The following is a 20,035-nucleotide window of genomic DNA, read 5'->3' on the forward strand; positions in this document are numbered from 1 at the left end:
TAGAAAGTAATTTCTTCTTTAATTAATACAGAATCCAATAAAATAAGGTGCGGAGAATAAATTAAAAATGATTGAATATCAAGAACTTAACGTTGAATTACGGATTAAAGTAGATAATTTATTGATTAATATAAAAAACAAATAAATACTTTTCTTATTTTTATAAATAAGTTAAATATAAGATAGTTTATTAGACTATATTCATATTTAATCTTAGGAAAATTAGAATGACGTCTTTATCTTCGGGAGAGAAAGCTCCTAATTTCATACTACCTAGCAGTTGTGGAAAAGAAATCAACTTACTTGAGCTTAAAGGCTCAAAAATAGTTATCTATTTCTATCCAAAGGATAATACAAGCGGATGTACCATTGAAGCAATAGACTTTAGCAACTTGAAATCTGATTTCGATAAAGAATCAACTATAGTTCTTGGTATTTCTCCGGATTCTATAGAAAGCCATAAGAAATTTTACAAAAAGCACAATCTATCAATAATACTACTTTCAGATGAATCAAAAGAAGTATTAAAGGCTTATGATGTTTGGAAAGAAAAAAGTATGTTTGGCAAAAAATATATGGGAGTAGTAAGGACAACTTTTCTCATCAACGAAGAAGGAATAATTACCAAGATATGGAGCCCCGTGACAATTAAAAATCATGTACAAAATGTCTTACAAGTAGTAAAATCCTTAAAAAAATAGTGCTATAAGGTCTATATTTATTTTTAAAATAATTTCAATCTTCATAACTTAAGATGAAAATAATTGATATAAATAAAACTTACAATAAAAAAACTTACGACAGATATTTACTCCATCATTTAAAAATAATTATTTTATAAGATCACAAAAGATTTTATAATATCGTTTTTCATATGTTTTTATCTTTTGTAAAATATATTTTAATTGATAATTAATATTATAATAACCTTTATATAATAGAATGAAAACGTGGCGTATGTTAATATAAAAAATAACACTAATCTATTTCATTCTAAAAATACTTCGATAATTATAAAATTATATTGCAAAACAGGAAATTGTCACTCATGCAAGAGATTGAGTTTATCCTAATTGAAGATTGATATTAATATTTATAAAAAAGTAATTCTGTTATAAGTTTATCTAATTGGAAAAAAAATGCATAATATTGTATCAAAAGAAGAAATTGACGACATTTCTATGGAATCTTTACCATTTTCAGATGAAAACATAACATTTGACGAAGATTATTTAGAAAAACTAGTAGTCGAATCTTTAGATCGTAGCTTAAATAGCTATGAAAAAAAATAATAACAACATATTATGTCCTATAAATTATTTACATATTAAAGATAAATAGTCATGCAGGTAATTTGTTTAGAAAATTTACTTAAGGTAATTGTAGTATTTTTCATGAAACTATAATCAATCTTCCACCTATATAATATTTTGAAATCACGTAAATAATAGAAAAATATTGTATATGTTATAAAACATACTATTTAACAAGTTAACTTAGAACAATCTTTTCCTTTAGATGTTTCTATTCATTAGAAAAAAAATCATGATATCACCCATGTTTTTCTAATTATACATAAAATATGAATTTTCAAAGAAAAAAATTAAAAGATAATGATCAAGCATTAAGCTATAGGAGAACTAAATTGCATTCCATCAAAAGCTGGGACAACACAAGCAGGAGTGCTCTTTAAAACCATTTCATAATCTAAATCAACATGCATATGCGTCAAAACAGCATTCTTAGGATTGATAATACCAATCATTTTCAAAGATTCTGATAAAGAAAAATGACTACTATGCAAACCGTTCTTTAAAGCACCAATGATTAAAAAATCTAAATTCTGTAATTTTTCCAAGCTCTCTTCTGGAAATGCATTAACATCAGTACAATATGCAACATTTCCAAAACGAAAACCTAAAGAAGGAATCTTTCCATGTTGTTGCAATATAGGAATAACCTCAATTATACCTCCTGCACCATTTACAAATATAGGAGCATTGTTATCTTCTATTAAGATATGATTTGCAATAGGTGGATAATCCTTATTATCAGAACGAAAACAGTATTTAAAAGAATTTAAAAGACTATCCATACAATCTGAAGAAGCATAAACGTCAATTGGATGCTTTTGCTTTAAGAAATATCCCCTAAGCCCATCTATTCCATGAATATGATCTGCATGTGCATGAGTATACAATACAGCATCAATAGAAATAACTTTTTCTCGCAACATCTGAGTATAAAAATCAGGACCAGTATCAATTATGACAATCGTTACTTCTCCTCTTTCTGATATTCTAGAAACCTTTAAAGAGGAACGAGTACGACGATTTTTAGGGTTCTTTGGATCACAATTGCCCCAATCGCCAGTAATGCGAGGGACACCTGGAGAAGCAGAACATCCTAGAATGGTAAAATGATAATAATCCTTCATTAAGTAATACATCCACAAATTTTTGAAAATAACCTCAAGGCATTTTCAGTTGTTTTTTCCATTAAATATTCGTAAGAAATATTTTTCTCCTTCGCAAGCACTTTAGCTGTACTAACAACATAAGAAGGCTCACAACGCTTTTCTAGAAAAGGGACAGGAACAATATAAGGAGAATCCGTTTCAACAAGAATTCGATCCATAGGAATACCCTTTGCTATGGTTCTTAAAGAATCATTTCTAGGAAAAGTGATCATACCTGTAAAAGATATATATCCTCCTAATTCCAAGCAAATATCTGCTAATTTCTGACTTGAAGAAAAACAATGAATCACAAAAGGGAAAGATCCCTTTTTCATTTCTTCTTGCAATATATCAGCCATATCTTCATCTGCGGAACGACTATGTATGACCACAGGAATACCAGTAATACGGGAGGCCTCTATATGACGCAAAAAAACAATTTTTTGCTCTTCTATTGTGTGAGCATTGTGATAACGATCTAAACCAGTTTCACCAATCGCAACTACCTTTGGATGAGAAGATAAACATACCAACTCATCAACCATCACTTCACTTTCTTCATGAACATAGCAAGGATGAGTTCCAATTGAACAGAAAATAGACGAAGGATAATCCTCACAGAGCTTAATTAAAGGAACAAAATCCCTCATTCTGATTGCAATAGCAATCATCTTCGAAACATCAGCCTGATGAGCTCTCATGATAACATCATGGCGATCTTTATCAAAATTAGGCAAAATCAGATGACAGTGTGTATCAATTAGCATAATAAAAAAACCACTATAAGAAACGAGGGAAAACTGGCTCAAACGTTCTATTTAGCATAGTTCCTGGTTTTAACCTATGATCTAACGAACTAAAAAAACGATATTCTTCAGAAACTAATAAAATTTCAAAAATTTTATTTGCTAATTTAGGAACAAAAGACTGCAATAAAATTGCAAGCTGGCGTATAACTTCTACGGTAACATATAAAACAGTAGATGCACGAGCATGATCTTTTTTCCTCAATTCCCAAGGCTTTTGCGCATCAAAATATCGATCTACTTCTGAAACAAGAGAAATAACATGCGCTAAAGACTTATGAATAAATTGATTATTCATATTATCACGAATTTCTTGAAGGTTTTTAGAACAAGCAGACAACATATTATTATCATATTCGCTAAAAACACCAGGAGTGGGAATCATACAATCGAAGTCTTTTAAAATCATAGAAACAGATCTACTAACTAGATTTCCTATACCATTAGCAAGGTCTGCATTCACACGTTTTTTCAGACTGTTTGTATCATAAAATCCATCTTTCCCACAAGATATTTCTCTTATAAGAAAATATCGTAAAGCATCAACTCCAACTTCTTCAACAACCTCCATAGGATCAATAACATTACCCAATGATTTAGATATTTTCTCCCCTTTATTAAGAATAAATCCATGAGAAAAAATTTTCTTCGGCAAAGATAAATTTGCAGACATTAAAAAAGCTGGCCAATAAACTGCGTGAAATCGTAAAATATCTTTTCCTATAACATGCAAATCAGTAGGCCAAAACTTTGCTTTTTCCCCATTAGGATTATCTAAAAAACCTGTTGTGGTCAAATAGTTAGCCAAAGCATCAATCCAAACATACATAATATACTTCGGATCATCAGGAATTTTTATTCCCCAATCAAAAGTTTTACGGGAAAGAGAAATATCTTTTAATCCTGATTTTACAAAAGAAACAACTTCGTTTCGTCTTTCTATAGGCAGAATAAATTCTGGATGCGAATCATAATAAGAAATCAACTTATCTTGATAAGCAGATAAACGGAAAAAGTATCCCTCTTCTTCCATCCATTGAACAGGATTATTCTGGGTGTTATAATTTTGGCCATCTGATCCTTTATGAATCTCATCATTGCTGTAGTATGCTTCATCACGCAATGAATACCATCCTGAATAGGATCCCTTATAAATATCACCATTATTAAATATCCTATTCCACAAGATATGGCATGTATCGTGATGACGTTTTTCTGTAGTACGAATAAAATCATCATATGAAATATCTAAAACTTCAGCCATTTCGCGAAAAATACGGCTATTTTGATCAACAAAAACTTTCGGTGTTAAACCATAATTTTGAGCTGATTTTGCAATTTTTTGTCCATGCTCATCTGTTCCTGTTGTAAATAATACATCTAAACCATCCAGACGATAAAAACGTGCTAAAACATCTGCTATAATCATCTCATAAGCGTGTCCAATATGTGGCTTGGCATTAGGATACGAAATAGCTGTACTGATATATAACTTCTCATGACATCTTATCACGTTCAATATTCCTTAAAAACCATATCCTACAATATTCATAATAAACCCACTAGCATAAAATAGCAAAATACTCAAATAGCATAAAAATCACGGCAATAAATATTATGACACTCTTTTGCCCTTGAAAGAATATAAAATATCATCTGCCTTAGATCTAAATTATAAATATAAAATTCATTCACCTTTTTTTTAATAGAAGAATAGATTCGTGCAATTTGATCTGCTTCTTCTAATTGACCAGATAAAGCAGCCAATTTTGCATTTTTAGTAATTTCTCTCAAGACAAATTCTATAAGAAAATCAAAAGCTATTTTTTTATCTTTAGATAATAATTCATCAATAATTTGTTGAATTTTATGTGAAACATATTCTTTTTGAGTAATATTAATTAAGTCTATATAAGAAGAAATTATTTTATCACAACCATAATATAAAATTCTAATTGCATTAGAAATGCTACCACAAGATGCAATCTTGATAAGATCTCTTTTTGAATGCCAATCTGCAACATTCAATTGTTCAAGAGCTTTATATAAATTGTTTTCAGAAAGATCATTGAACTTTACAGAAAAACAACGCGATCTAATCGTAGGAAGAAGAATCGAAGAATTATGAAATATAAGGATAAATAATACTTTTTTAGGAGGCTCTTCCAAAGATTTTAGTAAAGCATTAGCAGCATTGCGATTCATTCCATCAACAGGATCAATCATGATAACTCGCCAATGACCTGTATTGGCAGTAAGAGACAAAAATTGACGAACACGCCTAATTTCATCAACTGTAATAAATGTACTATATTTTCCTGTTTTTGGATTTAATTGATAAGATAAATATAAAAAATCGTGTAATGAATTAGAAGCCATTTTTTTAATAAAAGGATCATTAACATCAGGAATAATTATACGAGAAGGAGCGTTATTAAAATCAGGATTTCGTAAAATATAACCCGCATAACGAAATCCCAAAGTAGCCTTGCCTATGCCCTTTTTCCCTTCAAAAAGCAAAGCATGATGCATACGTCCAGAACAATAATATTGCGACAAAAAGTTTTCTATATCTTCGTGACCAAATAATTTTCTATTGTATATAGGATTAAAAGATTGATCTATCATAGCTATATATCTTTTTTAAATGATAAAGGATAAACACGCTTTTGAACTAATTCCCATACAATATCCACAATATTGGCAGCAACATTTTGAAAAGAACGAGCTGCATCTATAACATGACAACGCTCTGGTTGTTTACAAGCGATATCTAAAAAAATCTGACGTCTCCTTTCATGAATCATCACATCCTCTACTTCAAAATGATCAAGACCATTACTTTTACTTGAAGAACAACGATTTTGAATACGTTTTAACCCAACATCAACGGGAAGATCTAGAATAATAGTACAATCTGGCACGATTTCTTTAACAGAGATTCTTTGTAAATAATCCAATAATACACGTTGGGAATTATTCCTCTCGCCTTGATAAGCATAAAATGAATCCAAAAAACGATCACATAATAAAATTTTACCTTCCATAAGAGCAGGACGAATAACATTTTCTACATGATTCAAACGAGCAGCAGAGAAAACAATAGCTTCGGCTGTATCACCAAATTCATTCACCCCACAAGACAATAAAACGTGTCGTGCAGCTTCTGCTGCTGGCGTCCCCCCTGGTTCTCGAGTTACCTCAACATCATAATTATATTTCTGAAGAAAACGTTTAAGATGAGAAATATGAGTGGTTTTACCTACCCCCTCAATTCCTTCAAAAGTTATAAATAATCCTGAACTCACAACTGTTTTTGACCTCATTAATTTAAAAATATCGGTATAAATTAAAAAGATACTCTATAGAATAATATATTCTTACCTAAAGCAAGAATAGCACCTTTTTAATAATAAAATTTTATGAATAATATAATTCAACTTTTACTATAAAAACACATAAATTTATCTCTATATTTTTAAAATTAGCAAATATTAAAAAATCCTAACAAAATAATAATCTAACTCTAAGTAGAAAAAATAAAACTAAACAATTTAAGTTTATAATTTATTATCTATTAAAAATAAGATCTAGAACTTCTAGATAGATTGATTTTTATATAATAAAATAAAAATTCAATAAAAATATTTTTATTAATTTATATTAGGATATAAAAAATGAAGTATAGTAACGCAATCAATATGTTTTTAATAACAATTATATATAGCGGTTGTTCTACAGAAAACGAATTAGATACAATTATTAATAATAAAAACAGAATATCTAGTTTAGAAAATAATATGTTAACTTTATTTAAAAAACACGATATTGATAAAGAACAAGAGCAAAAAAAAACAAAGGATTTACGAGCTTTAATTGAAGAATTAATATTAAAAAGTGCAATGGATGAAAATACATATTTAGGTAAATTACTTAAAAACAATAAAATACCTAATGGTATTACACTAACAGATTCAAATGGTAATGAAATTCATTATTCAAAGGACCAAAATTAAATACATAACTTTCTTTTATTTATGTCATTGATTATAAGTAATAGTAATACAAATATTATTATTAACAACCTTGATAAGTGGCTTACATGACATGATAGACGACAGTATCGATCTTTTTTCTAAATTGCCAAAACAAAATCAGGAATCTTTTGATAAATTAGAAAAATCAGAAGAACCATATGATCCGCCAGCAATTGCCAATCAAAATTCATCTGATACTTATGATGCATCTTCAATACGCATTTTAGAAGGATTAGAACCAGTCCGCATGCGGCCAGGAATGTATATTGGTGGCACAGATGAAAAGGCATTACATCATCTTTTTTCTGAAGTAATTGATAATGCAATGGATGAAGTAATTGCTGGCCATGCAAATCTTATTGAAGTATCACTTGATGATAATGGATTTTTAACGGTAACAGATAATGGTCGTGGTATCCCTGTAGAAAATCATCCAAAATTTCCCAATAAATCTACTCTTGAAATTATTTTGACTAAATTACATGCTGGAGGAAAATTTGACAGCTCTACTTATGAAATATCAGGCGGGCTACATGGCGTAGGAATATCAGTAGTTAATGCTTTATCAAGCGAATTGCATGTTGTTGTCATGAGAAAAAATACAATTTTTTCACAGAAATTTGCTCGCGGCATTCCCTTAGGTCCTCTTGAAAATAAAGGGAAAATACGAAACAAACGTGGGACGAGCATAAAATTTCGTCCTGATCCAAAAATCTTTGGAAATAATGCGAGTTTTGATCCAGTTCGACTTCTAAAAATGACAAAATCCAAGGCTTATTTGTCTGGTCGTGTTAAAACATGTTGGTCTTGCGATAAAAAAATATCGGAAAAATATAATATTCCAGAAAAAACAGAATTTTATTTTCCTGGTGGACTAAAAACATATCTTCAAAAAAAATTAGAAAATCGATCTCTAATTTCTTCGGAAATTTTTACTGGTAAAACCGAAAAAAAAGGAAATCATAGTAGAAAAGTTGAATGGGCAATTGCTTGGTGTGAAGAAGATCCTGAAATAACTTCTTACTGTAACACTATCCTAACAGACGAAGGAGGAACACACGAATCAGGGCTTCGAATTGCTCTTACCAAAGGCATCAAAAAATATGCTGAACTCACTCAGAATAAGAGAGCTGCTTCCATTATTAGCGATGATCTAATGATTTCTGTTGTTGGCATTTTATCTATCTTTATTCGAGAACCTGAATTTGCAGGACAAACTAAGACAAAACTTGTATCATTTGATGCACAACGTACTGTAGAAAACGCAATACGAGATTCTTTTGATCATTATTTAATTCAAAATCCAGTTGAATCTACAAAATTATTAGAATGGATAATTGAACGATCTGAAGAACGTTTGAGAAAACGTAAACAACGAGAAGTTAATCGCAAAACAGCAATTCGTAAACTTAGACTTCCAGGAAAGTTAGCGGATTGTTCACAAAGTACAGCAATAGGTACGGAACTATTCATCGTGGAAGGAGATTCAGCAGGTGGTTCAGCAAAACAAGCGAGAAATCGCAATAACCAAGCTATACTACCATTACGTGGGAAAATTCTTAATGTTGCAAGTGCTGGATCAGAAAAGATTAGAAACAATCAGCAAATCATGGATCTAATTCAAGCTTTGGGATGTCGTACAAGATCACAATATCGAGAAGAGGATCTCAGATACGAAAAAGTCATTATCATGACAGATGCTGATGTAGATGGTGCTCATATTGCTTCTCTACTCTTGACTTTTTTCTATCAAGAGATGTACGATCTTATTGAACAAAGACATCTTTTTTTAATTTGCCCCCCTCTTTTTAGAATTACTCAAGGGACAAAATCTATCTATGCACGTGACGAGGAACATAAAAAGGAAATTCTTAAAGAATTTAAGGAAAATGGAAAGGGTAAAATAGAAATAAGTCGTTTTAAAGGACTGGGAGAAATGTTAGCATCTCAGTTGAAAGAAACGGCAATGGATACTAAAAAAAGAACTCTTCTACGTGTAGAAATTAATAAAGATCAAGATTCTTCAGCAAAAACCCAAGATTCAATAAATAAATTAATGGGTACTAAGGCAGATGAAAGATTTAAATTTATTCAAGAAAGAGCAAGTTTTATCGATGATGTGGATGCAAAGTAAAAAATAACAAGCACTAAGCTTTTAAATTTTGTACTGTCTTTTCTATTATAAATTTTATCGTATTTAAAGTTAAGACAAAAAGGGATATGAGGCTATATTCATAAGATCTCCGTGTCATACAAATTTAGTATATTATTCGACATTAAATTAAAACTGGCAAAGGATATGATATAATTATGAGAGAAAAAATATTAAATCCTAAAGGAATAATGCGATGGATGATTATTTTTATAATCTTAACTTCTCTTTATTTCCTCAAGGGATTTTTTGCCCCAGTGTTAGCCGCTCTTATTATTGGTTTTACGAGCTGGCCATTGTATAGTTTATTTATATCTAAAGAAGAAAAATCTTCTACTTTATTAGCAGCATTTGCTACTATATTAGTTGTATTCTCATTTGTTATTCCTCTTTTATCTTTATCTTATTATGGAATGTTAGAAATAAAAGTATTAGCATCTCAAATCGCCTTAACGAATGAACATGGTATTCCTGTTCCCCGTTGGTTATCTAGTATACCTGGTGGTGGTTTATGGGCTTCGGAATTGTGGAAGCATCATCTCTCTCATCCTCAAAGCCTCAAAGTTCTTGCCGAAACTTTTTTTAAAACAAATGGTGCTGATTTTATCCAAAAATTTGTACCTTTTTTCTTCGGTATTATTTTAGATTATTGCTTATCTGCTATTTTTATGGTCATAGCATTATTCTTTTTTTATCGAGATGGTTTTCCTATATCTAGACAATTAGATTATTTAGGAGATCATCTTTTCCCTGTATATTGGAAAAAATTATCAAAAGTTATCCCTAAAGTAATTAGATCAACTTTTTTAGGTATGACAATTATTGCGATTGGAGAAGGATTAATATTAGGAACTGCATATTGGCTAGCAAGCGTCCCCTCGCATGTTACATTGGGAATTATCACTGCCATAATGGCTATGATTCCTGGTGGAGCACCCGTCTCATTTACAAGCGTGTCAATCTACCTTCTTATAAAAGGTAATATTTTTAACGCTATTTGTCTATTTTCTTGGGGCGCAATTGAACTATTTATAGTAGATAAAACACTCAGACCATTTCTTGTAGGAGGACCTATTAAACTACCCTTTCTTCCGACTTTTTTTGGTTTAGTTGGAGGTGTAAGAACTATGGGTTTATTAGGATTATTTATTGGACCAGTACTAATGGCTCTGATCTCTGTGATTTGGAAAGAATCTATTATTGCAATAAAAGAAAGTAATAATAAAAATAAATAGAATTATTTTAGATATAATAATAGTGTTATTTGTTGTCATAAATGAAGTAATATCAAAGAATATTTTTAATTACTAAGACGTTATTAATATAAAAGATCACTGTAGTAAATTATAATTATCACTTAATATTATTTTGTTTATGCTGCTACAATGAGCCTAGAAGATGATCTTTTAGCTATTGAACGAACAAATTTTCTATTCAACTCTAAATATATTCTTTCTATCATTTCCATTAATTCTTTTGCAGGCATACCAATAAAATCTCTTTTCCGCATGAGTTTTAATATTTTTTCTGCTATAATTCTAGGTTCTGCTAACATTATCTCAGCAGATACTTCACGCCAAATAATTGTTGTCTCGACAAAAATATCACTAATATCAGAAATTATCCCTACTAATTCGTATAAGGAACGAATAACATGAAAGCCACCTGTAAAAAGAATAGAACGAACTTTATCTGTGCTATATTCTGAAATATTTGCCAGAATAACAACAACGAAATCAATTGCTCCAATCATAATAGCATATATTAAAAGAGCTGGAGTTAACTGGCCATCTTTTTGCAAAATATCTACTAGCTCATATAAATCTTGCGTCTTATGTACATTAGATACCATTTCTAGTATACCTACTCTCATACTTTCTTCAGAGAGAATTTTAATACGACGAAAAGGAATTATTTTATGAACAATTTTTGATTGACATAATACTTTACACATACCCTTCATCAAGAGATATTGAGCTTTTAAAGGAAGATCCGCACGAGATGACAAAATATCTCTTATAATCGCATTATGATAAAAACGTTCTACTATCTGCATTAATAAAGAACTAGATAATAAAATTGATTTATTTCCTAGCAAAGCTATAATATGATCTGCACATCCATTTTCTACTAAATTTTCTGCTACAACATCCGATAGTTTATAGCGAGAAGCTATAAAGATAGATATCATATTATTCCCCCTACTAATAAGATCAATAAGATCATTATCACTTAGAACAGGAGAATGCATAATCATAGTGCCAGATACATCAGGATGATCTTCACAAAGAGCAATAACTACATGTTTCGGTGCATTATTAGATAGTGCTATAGCACGTGCCAATGATAAACGAACTCTTGAAGAAGAATCATCTAGTAAATGAGTCATTGCTAAAACTAAAGAAGACTTTTCCTCATCTACAAGCTCTTCCATACACCAGGCTCTTCCTATAATACGAGCAATAGTAATTCTTTCTTGTAACTTGGCTGTTTTAGCCCATTTTATAAACGATTGTACACTCACAGTAATCCTCAAGATAAAATAACTAAACCTATACGCCACTAAAAATTTAAACTGGAAAGGTTAATTGTTAGTTCTTATTTTTCAGAATTACTGGAATCATCAACCAAGAAATCACATTGAATCAAATTCACAACTAAGATGTTAAATCTTTTATGCAAAAGTGTAAAAGGAAAATAAATAATTAAAATTCAATAAAATTAAAAATAATTATTAATTACAATTAAAATAAGAATAAAATATTTTTATTAGAAATATTCTAATATATTAAATAGTTCTTCATAAAATAATTTTTGTATTCATATTAAATATATCAAGATATAAAATTATTATGATATTTCAACAAAAATATAAAATTAGTTATAATAGCTATGGAGAAAATTTCTATGTTAATCGTTGCTGGTCTTGGTAATCCTGGAAAAGAGTACCATGCAAATCGTCATAACATTGGTTTTGTATGTATTGATCGAATTCATGCATTTCATTTTTTCTCTTCTTGGAAAAAAAAATTTCATGCTGAAATATCTGAAGGAAAAATAGATGGCTTACACACGATTCTAATAAAGCCACAAACATTTATGAATTTATCTGGAAAATCTCTTGTAGAAGTAATAAATTTTTATAAACCTTCTCTTGAAAACTGCCTAATTATTCATGATGAATTGGACATTGAATTTGGCAAACTACGTCTTAAAACTGGTGGAAGTGATGCCGGACATAACGGTCTAAAGTCAATTAGTGAAAGCTGCGGAAAAAACTATAAACGTCTCCGAATTGGAATTGGCCGTCCTCAAAACAAAGAACATGTTACAAAATATGTTTTAGATGATTTCTCCCCTACTGAAAAATCATCTTTATCACCTATAATTGATAACATTGCGCAATACTTTCCACTGCTAGCTAAAAGAGAAGATGAATTATTTTTAAAACATATTATAAAATTTCAAGAATCAAATTCTCAAATGATTCATGAATAGAGATATACAACTTGATTGCTAAACTACATTTAATAGGAATGAACAATGATTTTTATAATTTTCTGTGCAAGCAATGTAGTAAAATATTATAAAAAAATGAAACTTTTCATTGACCTAATGTCAATACTTTGCTTCATGAAAGAAAGAGGTTTTTCAAAAGGAATTTTTTATGGGTTTTAAATGTGGTATTATAGGACTTCCCAATGTTGGAAAGTCAACGCTTTTTAATGCATTAACACGTACAGGATTAGCTCAAGCAGCAAATTATCCCTTTTGTACAATTGAACCCAATTCTGGTGAAGTAGCTGTTCCTGATTCTCGAATGCATAAATTAGCTAAAATAGCAAAATCAAAAGACTTAGTTCCTACACGTATGTCATTTGTTGATATTGCTGGAATAGTACGTGGTGCATCAAAAGGAGAAGGATTAGGAAATCAATTTCTAGCTAATATTCGTGAAGTTGATGCTATTGTCCATGTACTGCGTTGTTTTGAAGACGAAAATATTATTCATGTTGATGGTAAAATAGATCCAATTAGTGATATAGAAACAATAGAAACAGAATTAATGCTATCTGATCTCGAAAGACTTGAACGTCTTTTTGAAAAGAATAAAAAACATAAAAATAATAAGTCTGAAGATATACTTTTAATTCAATCAATAATTTACGATTCTTTACGACTAATAGAATCAGGAAAACCTGTTCGAGGTTTATTGCAATCTCTTGATTCTAATGCAATACCTGTTTTCAAAAGTCTAAATCTTCTTACTGAAAAACCAATACTTTATGTTTGTAACGTTTCAGAGAATGATTGTAAAAAAGGAAATATTCATACAGAAAAAGTGCGAAAATTAGCAGAACAACAAAATGCGGAAATGATTATGGTTTCTGCATCTATTGAAGCTGAGATATCACAACTTCCAGAAGAAGAACGTACTGTGTTTATGGAAGAATTAGGTATTTCTATATCAGGACTTGAACTACTAATTAAATCTGGATATAGACTTCTTGATTTGATAACATATTTTACGGTTGGCCCTAAAGAAACTCGTGCTTGGACAATTCCTAGAGGGACTAATGCTCAAAAAGCAGCAGGAATCATACATACTGATTTCGAAAAAGGATTTATACGTGCAGTCACGATTTCTTATGAAGATTTCATAGAAATTGGCGGAGAGAATGCAGCAAAAGAGGCTGGGAAATCAAGAAGTGAAGGCGCAGAGTATATCGTTAAAGATGGTGATATAATGCACTTTAGATTTAACGTATAATTTCAAAAATCATAAAAATATATTTTATATTAACTTCATAATATTTTATTAACTAATATTTAGATTATGCAATTATTTCATGACCTTTAAGTAGATAAAATGAATTTAAGTATATGAAATAACATGATAATATATTATGATTTTAAATCACTTATATTAAAAGTTTAAAAGTAATAAAAATACCTCAAAAGACAATTTTTTGATCTCTAAAAATAGAATGTTGTTTTAATATTGAGATATTTTTTTAATAGTTTTATAGATAATATAGTTTTGTATTATATATCTATAATTGATATGTAATTATTATAATCTCCCTTTAATTTTTTGGAAAAAAATATGGTAAAGCATAAAGTAGCTTTTCTAACAGCTGGTGGCATTGCTCCTTGTTTATCTTCAGCTATTGGTATGATGATTAAACGTTATAGTGAGATTCTTCCAGAAGCAGAGTTGATTTGTTATAGATCTGGATATCAGGGATTACTTTTAGACGACAAGATTATAGTTACTCCAAATATGCGACATCATACAGATGAATTACTATCTTTTGGTGGTTCTCCTATAGGAAATAGCCGTGTAAAATTAACTAATGTTTCCGATTGTATTAAGAGAGGATTGATTAAAAAAGGTGAAGATCCGCTAGAAATATCAGCTAGCCACCTTATGAAAAGCGGAGTAACTATTCTTCATACAATAGGAGGAGACGATACTAATACAACAGCTTGCGATCTTCTTCGTTATCTTAAAGAAAAAAATTACGACATTACTATTGTTGGATTACCAAAAACAATAGACAATGATATTGTTCCTATACATCAGTCTTTAGGTGCTTTGACAGCTGCGCATGTGAGTGCACGTTTTTTTGATAATATTTCTAATGAACGTAGTGCATCACCTAAAAGTCTAATTATACACGAAGTCATGGGAAGAAATTGTGGATGGTTAACAGCCTATTCTGCTCATTGCTACTTAAATATGATTCGAGATAGAAATTATATTGATGGATTAATTTTTTCGTCTGATTTTAAAGCTATAGATGGTGTTTATATACCTGAAATGTCTTTTAATCTTGAAAAAGAAATTGAACGTTTAAGAATAGTTATGGCAAAAAAAGGATCTGTTGCTATTTTTGTATCTGAAGGTGCTTGTCGTGATGCTATAGTGGACTTCCGTATATCATCTGGTGAAAAAATTCATAGAGATTCTTTCAACCACATTCTCCTTGATAAAATTAATGTCGGATCTTGGTTTTCCGATAAATTTGCAAGTATGATAAAAGCAGAGCGTTCAATTATACAAAAATCAGGATATTTTGCTCGTTCTGCTGCTTCTGGAAAAGAAGATTTAAATCTCATAAGGAAAATGGTTTTCCTAGCAGTAGACAGTGCAATTTCTGGATTATCTGGTGTTACAGGAGAAGATGAAAGAGAAAATAATGTTTTACGGATTATTAGATTTGAAGATATAAAAGGTGGCAAAGTTTTTGATATAAACACGCCTTGGTTTTCCGAAGTATTACGACATACGGGACAAGAATTATAGATATTAACAACAATCAATATAAGAGTTATAATATTAGGTCTATGTTTTTATAAATAAAGTTTGCAATCATCTTTCGTCATTTTTATTTTAGATATTATTTTTTATATTTTTAAATATTTTTTTATTAATAATATTTTTGAGAAATTATCCATGAAAAAAAGTTCATTATACACAAGTATTGTCTATCATTTTAAATGGGCTATTCTTGTAACAATCATAGGAATTTTATTAAGTCTTGGGATTGGATGGAAATTTACTAGTACGTTATCTGGAACGATATACACATTATATATCTGCATAATACTAGGAATATTAGAAATATCTCTTTCTTGTGACAACTCTATTATAAATGCAAGAACTTTAGAAAAAATGTCTCCTATTTGGCAAAAAATATTCTTGACTTGGGGAATATTAATAGCAGTATTTGGCATGCGCATAATATTTCCAATTGTAATTGTTTGTACTATAGCAAAAATTAGCCCTATTGAAGTAATTAATTTAGCAATATATTCACCTCAAGATTACTTAAAAATTATTTCAGAAGCTCACGTCCCTATTTCAGGATTTGGTGGTACATTTCTAATGATGGTCAGCCTTACGTTTTTTTTAAATAGAAAAAAAAATACTCACTGGTTTCATTTTTTAGAAATGTATATGTATAATATTTCTAAAATTAAAGGTATAAAGAGCTTTATTATTTTATTATTTGTTTTTGGAATTTCGTGTATTTTACCTAAAAGAGAAATATACTCGTTCGTAATATCTTCTATATTTGCGATAATAATATTTTATAGTATTAGTTTTTTGGAGAGTATATTATCAAACGACACGTCAAAAGACGTTACTAAAGGTAAATATGGATTAAGCTTATTTTTATATCTTGAAATAGTTGATGCCAGCCTCTCGTTTGATGGAATTATAAGTTCTTTTGCTATTACTAAAAATTTTTTAATTATAGTAATTGGATTAACTATTGGTGCTGTATATGTACGTTCTATGACAATTTTAATTTTAAAAGAAAGCATGTTAAACAAGTATAAGTATATTGAACATGGATCATATTATTCTATAGTTGTTCTCGCTATAATTATGTTTTTACAAACAATAATAGATGTCCCAGAGATTTTCTCTGGTACAATTAGTGCACTTTTAATTTCTTTATCGATTTACTCATCAATAAAAAATAATATCAATACTCCAATAATCAAGAGAAATACTGGAATTTAAATTATTATCAAATAAGTTTTGAGTGAATAGTGCTTTTTCAAGTAAAATACTATTTTACTAGTTTTTTTATTTTCTAGATGTTAACATGAGAAACGATTTCTACTACTCGATTGGCAGGTAAATGGAAATAATCAGATGGATCTTCCGCATAAGCAAATAGCATAATAAACAAGTGATCTTGCCAAATAGGCATCCCAGAACGCGATGTCGGTACTAATTTGCGACGTCCTAAGTAAAATGATGTATTCATAATTTCAAATTTTAATACATCATTTCTTAATTCTGCCAATGCTTTAGAAACATTTTGTTCTTCCATGTATCCAAAGAATAATTCAACACGAGAAAATAATTCGGAAATTTTTTCATATATAAATCTTTTTTCTCTTGGGATACGTGGTTGATTAGCCGTATTAATAGTCAATATAATATTTTGTTCATGTATAACATGATTATGTTTTATATTTTGTAGTAAAGCATCAGGAACAGCTTGGGAATCACTAGTGAGAAAAATTGCAGTACCTGAAACTTGTTTACTCGATTTTTCTATTGAAACTATAAAAGAATGGATAGGGATATCTGCATGACGAGTAAGTGTAGATAAAAGATTGGTACCCCTCCTCCATGTCCACATTATTACTATACATAAAGAAGCAATCAATAATGTAATATATCCTCCATCTAGTACTTTAAATAAATTTACTCCTAAAAATGTCATTTCAATTGATAATAATGGGAATAAGAAAATAACAACTTTAGAAATTTTCCATTTCCAACAAACATGAGAAAAAACAGAAAACATAATTGTAGAAATGACCATGGTTCCACTTACAGATATTCCATATGCAGCTACTAAAGATTCAGAATGTCTAAATCCAATTACAAATACTATTACTCCCAAAAATAGAAAGAAATTGATGCTTGGCAAAAACATTTGTCCTTTCAAAGTTTCAGAAGTGAAGAATATCTTCATACGTGGTAAAAACCCCAAATGAATTGCCTGTCTTGCTAATGAAAATGTTCCCGTAATCACGGCTTGACTAGCAATAACCGTTGCACATGTTGCTGTTAAAATTGCAAAAGGCAAAAACCATCCTGAAAACATCATGTAAAAAGGATCTGTAATAGCTGCGGGGTTAGAAAGTACTAACGCTCCTTGTCCTAAGTAGTTGATTGTTAAAGCTGGAAAAATAATCATCCAAGCATATTGGATTGGTTTACGACCAAAATGTCCAAGATCAGCATAAAGAGCTTCTGCTCCCGTTATAGTTAAAAAAACTGACCCTAATACAATTAATGAAATGGTTCCTTTTTCAAAAAGCATATACAAAGCATATATAGGGTTAAAAGCTGTAAGAATACTATAATCATCAAATATATGGATTAATCCTGATACAGATATCATTAAAAGCCAAGCGACCATAATAGGAGAAAAAAAACAAGCTATTCCTTTAGTTCCATGAGATTGCAACATGAACAATAAGACTAATATTCCCAAGGCGATTAAGAGAACAAAATTATCAAATCCTGGAGCTATATATCTTATTCCTTCTACTGCAGAAAGTACGGATAGAGCAGGTGTTATCATAGTATCTCCAATAAACAATGCAGAACCAGTTAAACCTAATACAATCAGTACAGTTGAATATTTGGGAACTTTTTTTAATAACAAAGCAAGAATAGATAATATTCCACCTTCTCCATCATTATCAGCTCTTAATAATAATAAAATATACTTTATTGTAACTATTATAATAAGAACCCAAATCATTAAAGAAACCAAACCTATAACTTCTGCTCTTTCCACAGTAGAAATATGATTCATAGTTTTTAATGCTTCTTTAAAAGCATAGAGAACACTAGTACCAATATCTCCATAAACTACACCTATAGACTCAAACATTAAATAGAAAGTATTTGGATTATTTTTTGGGATATCTTTGGTATTAGTATTCATGATAATAAAAAATTTTCCTTTGCAAATTATCTTTTTTCTATTTAGTTGATAAAACAATCATTTTATATTTATTATAATAAAAATTAATTATTATAAATATTAATTTATTATCTTAATATTGTCCTTTACGGATAGGAATATAGACTACAGTAAAACACTCTTCAATATTAATATTTCTTAATAATAACAGATGAAATTTATGTTATATTATAGTAATAAAAAAAATATTTTTTACCAATAATGATAAAAATTTAATAAATTGACATTTATTCAAATTTTACATTTTAACAATGGATTGATTAATAAGATCCGAAATTTTTTGGTATACTCCAGAAACTACTGAATTGGGATCATGTATCACAATTGGAATGCCTAAATCTGACAATATCCTAATATCCATATCGAAAGGTATTGATTCTAAAAAAGGAATACCCATCTTTTCTGATTCAATACGAGCTCCACCATTTCCAAATAAATCATATTTTTTCCCAGTATCAGAAGCCAAAAAGTAACTCATATTTTCAATCATTCCAATAATAGAAACGTTCATTTTTTGATACATAGAGACAGCTCTTTTTACATCAATTAAAGCCAAATCTTGTGGAGTAGAAACTATTATAACACCTGAAAGAGGTATTTTTTGTGCTATAGTCAAATGGGAATCACCAGTTCCTGGAGGCATATCTATCAATAAGACATCTAATTGACCCCAATCTACATTGTACATCATATTCATGATAGCTGATTGTACCATCGGTCCACGCCATATCATTGCAGCATTTTCATCTACAATAGAAGCCATAGACATTACTTTTATTCCATAATTTTCCATAGGTTTTAAGAGTTTGTTTTCTGATACTTCTGCTTTTCCAGATAATTTTAAAAGCTTAGGTATAGATGGACCATAAACATCTGCGTCAAGTATCGCAACACTTTTACCTTTATTTTTTAATGCACAGGCAATATTTACAGCAGTAGTTGATTTTCCAACCCCTCCTTTTCCGGAAGCCACAGCTATGAATGCATTAATATTTGATTTATTATGTATTATTTTTTGATTTTTATTTTCTGTTAGCGTAACGACAGCATTA

17 protein-coding genes are annotated in these 20,035 nt (G+C 29.7%); 9 read left to right on the forward strand and 8 right to left on the reverse strand.

The window, feature by feature from the left end; all coding sequences use genetic code 11:
• The first annotated feature begins 227 nt into the window (after positions 1 to 227).
• Entirely contained in the window at positions 228 to 701 is a 474-nt protein-coding gene (gene bcp / locus GY664_RS04540) for a thioredoxin-dependent thiol peroxidase (protein ID WP_333948296.1), read from the forward strand.
• Between the two features lie 438 nt (positions 702 to 1,139).
• Positions 1,140 to 1,292: a hypothetical protein gene (locus GY664_RS04545; RefSeq protein WP_333948297.1), complete on the forward strand. Its 153-nt coding sequence runs from the start codon at positions 1,140 to 1,142 to the stop codon at positions 1,290 to 1,292.
• A 332-nt stretch (positions 1,293 to 1,624) separates the two neighbouring features.
• On the opposite strand, the gene GY664_RS04550 is transcribed toward GY664_RS04545, so the two are convergent.
• The 5 genes from GY664_RS04550 to tmk all read right to left on the reverse strand — a co-directional run bounded on the left by GY664_RS04550 (position 1,625) and on the right by tmk (position 6,590).
• Complete coding sequence (locus GY664_RS04550) at positions 1,625 to 2,437, reverse strand: MBL fold metallo-hydrolase (protein ID WP_333948298.1); 813 nt, start codon at positions 2,435 to 2,437, stop codon at positions 1,625 to 1,627.
• Positions 2,437 to 3,225 (reverse strand): TatD family hydrolase, encoded by a 789-nt coding sequence (locus GY664_RS04555; RefSeq protein WP_333948299.1) that lies wholly within the window; start codon positions 3,223 to 3,225, stop codon positions 2,437 to 2,439. The genes GY664_RS04550 and GY664_RS04555 overlap by 1 nt, the downstream gene beginning before the upstream one ends.
• A 13-nt stretch (positions 3,226 to 3,238) precedes the next feature.
• Positions 3,239 to 4,774, reverse strand: coding sequence for a methionine--tRNA ligase (metG, locus tag GY664_RS04560; RefSeq protein WP_333948312.1), 1,536 nt, complete (start codon positions 4,772 to 4,774; stop codon positions 3,239 to 3,241).
• A gap of 74 nt (positions 4,775 to 4,848) precedes the next feature.
• Entirely contained in the window at positions 4,849 to 5,892 is a 1,044-nt protein-coding gene (locus tag GY664_RS04565; RefSeq protein WP_333948300.1) for a DNA polymerase III subunit delta', read from the reverse strand.
• A gap of 2 nt (positions 5,893 to 5,894) precedes the next feature.
• Positions 5,895 to 6,590 (reverse strand): dTMP kinase, encoded by a 696-nt coding sequence (tmk, locus tag GY664_RS04570; protein ID WP_408612138.1) that lies wholly within the window; start codon positions 6,588 to 6,590, stop codon positions 5,895 to 5,897.
• A 351-nt stretch (positions 6,591 to 6,941) separates the two neighbouring features.
• Between tmk and GY664_RS04575 the strand changes: the two genes are divergently transcribed.
• The 3 genes from GY664_RS04575 (at position 6,942) to GY664_RS04585 (ending at position 10,688) form a co-directional block, all read left to right on the forward strand.
• Complete coding sequence (locus GY664_RS04575) at positions 6,942 to 7,280, forward strand: hypothetical protein (RefSeq protein WP_333948301.1); 339 nt, start codon at positions 6,942 to 6,944, stop codon at positions 7,278 to 7,280.
• A gap of 91 nt (positions 7,281 to 7,371) precedes the next feature.
• Complete coding sequence (locus GY664_RS04580; RefSeq protein ID WP_333948302.1) at positions 7,372 to 9,435, forward strand: DNA gyrase/topoisomerase IV subunit B; 2,064 nt, start codon at positions 7,372 to 7,374, stop codon at positions 9,433 to 9,435.
• A 176-nt stretch (positions 9,436 to 9,611) separates the two neighbouring features.
• Positions 9,612 to 10,688, forward strand: coding sequence for an AI-2E family transporter (locus GY664_RS04585; RefSeq protein WP_333948303.1), 1,077 nt, complete (start codon positions 9,612 to 9,614; stop codon positions 10,686 to 10,688).
• Positions 10,689 to 10,825: 137 nt separating this feature from the next.
• On the opposite strand, the gene GY664_RS04590 is transcribed toward GY664_RS04585, so the two are convergent.
• Positions 10,826 to 11,977, reverse strand: a complete 1,152-nt coding sequence (locus tag GY664_RS04590; protein ID WP_333948304.1) for a DUF2336 domain-containing protein — start codon at positions 11,975 to 11,977, stop codon at positions 10,826 to 10,828.
• Between the two features lie 383 nt (positions 11,978 to 12,360).
• Between GY664_RS04590 and pth the strand changes: the two genes are divergently transcribed.
• The 4 genes from pth to GY664_RS04610 all read left to right on the forward strand — a co-directional run bounded on the left by pth (position 12,361) and on the right by GY664_RS04610 (position 16,990).
• Entirely contained in the window at positions 12,361 to 12,951 is a 591-nt protein-coding gene (gene pth / locus GY664_RS04595) for an aminoacyl-tRNA hydrolase (RefSeq protein WP_333948305.1), read from the forward strand.
• 169 nt (positions 12,952 to 13,120) lie between these two features.
• Complete coding sequence (gene ychF / locus GY664_RS04600; RefSeq protein WP_333948306.1) at positions 13,121 to 14,224, forward strand: redox-regulated ATPase YchF; 1,104 nt, start codon at positions 13,121 to 13,123, stop codon at positions 14,222 to 14,224.
• Positions 14,225 to 14,560: 336 nt separating this feature from the next.
• Positions 14,561 to 15,763 carry a pyrophosphate--fructose-6-phosphate 1-phosphotransferase gene (locus GY664_RS04605; RefSeq protein WP_333948307.1) on the forward strand — a complete coding sequence of 401 codons (1,203 nt, stop codon included), beginning with the start codon at positions 14,561 to 14,563 and terminating at the stop codon, positions 15,761 to 15,763.
• 150 nt (positions 15,764 to 15,913) lie between these two features.
• Positions 15,914 to 16,990, forward strand: a complete 1,077-nt coding sequence (locus tag GY664_RS04610) for a DUF475 domain-containing protein (protein WP_333948308.1) — start codon at positions 15,914 to 15,916, stop codon at positions 16,988 to 16,990.
• Positions 16,991 to 17,063: 73 nt separating this feature from the next.
• Here the strand turns inward: GY664_RS04610 and GY664_RS04615 are convergent, their stop codons facing one another.
• Together GY664_RS04615 and GY664_RS04620 are read right to left on the reverse strand one after the other, a co-directional pair.
• The gene (locus tag GY664_RS04615; protein ID WP_333948309.1) at positions 17,064 to 18,944 is read right to left on the reverse strand and encodes a potassium transporter Kup; all 1,881 of its coding nucleotides are present in this window, start codon (positions 18,942 to 18,944) and stop codon (positions 17,064 to 17,066) included.
• 277 nt (positions 18,945 to 19,221) lie between these two features.
• On the reverse strand, positions 19,222 to 20,035 hold an 814-nt coding region (locus tag GY664_RS04620), incomplete at its 5' end, for an Mrp/NBP35 family ATP-binding protein (protein ID WP_333948311.1).

The organism is Candidatus Liberibacter brunswickensis, assembly GCF_036858155.1.
GTDB classification, from domain to species: Bacteria; Pseudomonadota; Alphaproteobacteria; order Rhizobiales; family Rhizobiaceae; genus Liberibacter; species Liberibacter brunswickensis.

What these genes read in the sequence shown, in the direction of transcription:
- GY664_RS04545 (WP_333948297.1), top strand. Translation starts at nt 1,140, where the DNA reads ATGCATAATATTGTATCAAAAGAAGAAATTGACGACATTTCTATGGAA.
- GY664_RS04605 (WP_333948307.1), top strand. Translation starts at nt 14,561, where the DNA reads ATGGTAAAGCATAAAGTAGCTTTTCTAACAGCTGGTGGCATTGCTCCT.
- pth (WP_333948305.1), top strand. Translation starts at nt 12,361, where the DNA reads ATGTTAATCGTTGCTGGTCTTGGTAATCCTGGAAAAGAGTACCATGCA.
- GY664_RS04555 (WP_333948299.1), bottom strand. Translation starts at nt 3,225, where the DNA reads ATGCTAATTGATACACACTGTCATCTGATTTTGCCTAATTTTGATAAA.
- GY664_RS04575 (WP_333948301.1), top strand. Translation starts at nt 6,942, where the DNA reads ATGAAGTATAGTAACGCAATCAATATGTTTTTAATAACAATTATATAT.
- ychF (WP_333948306.1), top strand. Translation starts at nt 13,121, where the DNA reads ATGGGTTTTAAATGTGGTATTATAGGACTTCCCAATGTTGGAAAGTCA.
- GY664_RS04585 (WP_333948303.1), top strand. Translation starts at nt 9,612, where the DNA reads ATGAGAGAAAAAATATTAAATCCTAAAGGAATAATGCGATGGATGATT.
- GY664_RS04615 (WP_333948309.1), bottom strand. Translation starts at nt 18,944, where the DNA reads ATGAATACTAATACCAAAGATATCCCAAAAAATAATCCAAATACTTTC.
- tmk (WP_408612138.1), bottom strand. Translation starts at nt 6,590, where the DNA reads ATGAGGTCAAAAACAGTTGTGAGTTCAGGATTATTTATAACTTTTGAA.
- bcp (WP_333948296.1), top strand. Translation starts at nt 228, where the DNA reads ATGACGTCTTTATCTTCGGGAGAGAAAGCTCCTAATTTCATACTACCT.
- GY664_RS04580 (WP_333948302.1), top strand. Translation starts at nt 7,372, where the DNA reads ATGATAGACGACAGTATCGATCTTTTTTCTAAATTGCCAAAACAAAAT.
- GY664_RS04550 (WP_333948298.1), bottom strand. Translation starts at nt 2,437, where the DNA reads ATGAAGGATTATTATCATTTTACCATTCTAGGATGTTCTGCTTCTCCA.
- GY664_RS04610 (WP_333948308.1), top strand. Translation starts at nt 15,914, where the DNA reads ATGAAAAAAAGTTCATTATACACAAGTATTGTCTATCATTTTAAATGG.
- GY664_RS04565 (WP_333948300.1), bottom strand. Translation starts at nt 5,892, where the DNA reads ATGATAGATCAATCTTTTAATCCTATATACAATAGAAAATTATTTGGT.